Annotated in this window: 2 protein-coding genes; one reads left to right on the forward strand and one right to left on the reverse strand. The window is 71.5% G+C overall.

Going from position 1 to position 1,738, the window contains the following annotated elements; genetic code table 11:
- Positions 1–741, reverse strand: a 741-nt coding sequence (locus AB0J09_RS64010; protein WP_360714196.1) for a WYL domain-containing protein, incomplete at its 3' end; no start/stop codon positions are given.
- Between the two features lie 62 nt (positions 742–803).
- On the opposite strand from AB0J09_RS64010, the gene AB0J09_RS64015 reads away from it, so the two are divergent.
- Positions 804–1,415 carry a DinB family protein gene (locus AB0J09_RS64015; RefSeq protein WP_360714198.1) on the forward strand — a complete coding sequence of 204 codons (612 nt, stop codon included), beginning with the start codon at positions 804–806 and terminating at the stop codon, positions 1,413–1,415.
- Positions 1,416–1,738 lie beyond the last annotated feature (323 nt).

The raw sequence follows: 1,738 nt of genomic DNA on the forward strand, positions 1-1,738 counted from the left end.
CTCGCCGCGGCAGGGCCAGTCGCCGGAGCCCTCCGAGCCCCGGAACCTGCCGGCCAAGAAGGCGGCCACCTCACCTCCGGGCAGCTCGCGCGGGGTGAAGCGGGGCCCTGTAGGGGTGCGCGGGTTGATCCGATCGGCACGGAAGGTGCGCCAGTCCTCGCGGTCGAGGTCCCAGGCGACGAGGTACCAGCGCCCGCCCCAGGTGACGAGGTGATGGGGCTGCACCCGGCGCGGCGGGGACTGGGCGTCGGCACCTTGGGTGTAGTCGAAGCGCAGCACCTCGCGGGCGTGGACGGCGGCGCTGAGTGCCATGAGCACGCTGCTGTCGACCTGCGGGTCCGGTCGGATGGCGGGCCGCTCGACGGCGGTGACCTGGAGGGTGTCGATCCGGCGGCGCAGCCGTACGGGCATGACCTGCCGGACGGTGTTCAGCGCGCGCGCCGCGGCTTCCTCGATGCCGGCACCAGCGGTGGTGGCGATCTGGAGCGCGATGGCCAGAGCGACGGCCTGCTCGTCATCGAACAGCAACGGGGGCAGCTCCGCGCCGGCGTCGAGCCTGTACCCACCGTCGGGCCCTTTGAAAGCCACTATGGGATAGCCGAGCTCGCGCAGGCGGTCCACGTCACGGCGCACGGTGCGCGGGCTGACGTTCAGCCGCTCGGCCAGCAGCGCCCCCGGCCAGTCCCGGCGCGCCTGGAGCAGCGAGAGCAACGACAGCAGTCGCGCTGAAGTCTTCGGCATGACCCCCATATTGCCCTGAGAAGCGGTCACTCCCTGGCCGCTTCGCCTGGGACTGTTGTCGCGTGCCAGTCAATGACAACTACCCGAAAGGCCTGAACTCCGTGACCACCACGTCCCCCTCACCCCTCGATGCCGAGCGGGGCGAACTGCTCGCCGCGCTCGCGACCGCGCGATCCGCCCTGACCAACACCGTCCGCGGGCTCAGCGACGAGCAACTCGGTGAGCGCCCGACGGTCAGCGCGCTGTGCCTGGGCGGGCTGATCAAGCACGTCGCGTCCATCGAGGAAGGGTGGCTGCGCTTCGTGGTCGAGGGCCCGTCGGCGATGCGGTACGACCTGCCCGGCGGCGTCACCTGGGCCGACCTCGCGGCCGGTACCGCACGTGAGGTCCCGCAGTGGGCGATCGACCACCAGAACGACTTCCGGATGCTGCCCGGCGAGACGCTGGCCGGGATCCTCGCGCGTTACGAGCAGGTCGCCGCCCGCAGCGAGGAGATCGTCGCCGCCGTCCCCGACCTGTCGGCGACGCACCCGCTGCCGGAGGCGCCCTGGAACGAGCCGGGAGCGGTGCGCAGCGTGCGCCGGGTGCTGATGCACGTCATCGCCGAGACCGCCCAGCACGCCGGGCACGCCGACATCCTGCGGGAGACGCTCGACGGGCAGAAATCAACCTGAGCGGTGACGAGGCCCTGCCGGATCGGGCCCATCGTCCTGACCGGTGTCACCGGTCCCGGGCCGAGATCCACCACCCACTCGGGTCCTGCATGAAAGCGAAGGGGAACGGCGTCACCGTGAAGATGCGCGAGCTGGAGCGGACCGGTATTCAGGTCAGCCCCTACTGCCCAGGCACCATGATGTTCGGCCGCGGCGCCAGACCGGCGATCGGCCGACGAGCGCGTCGGGGCATGAGCCGATGACCGTTCTCGACACCCGGGCGCTCAACCGCGCGACGCTCGCCCGGCAGTTGCTGCTCGATCACGCCGACGTGCCGGTCCTCG

The sequence above is a fragment of the Nonomuraea sp. NPDC049784 genome (genome assembly GCF_040659615.1).
Lineage (GTDB): Bacteria > Actinomycetota > Actinomycetes > Streptosporangiales > Streptosporangiaceae > Nonomuraea.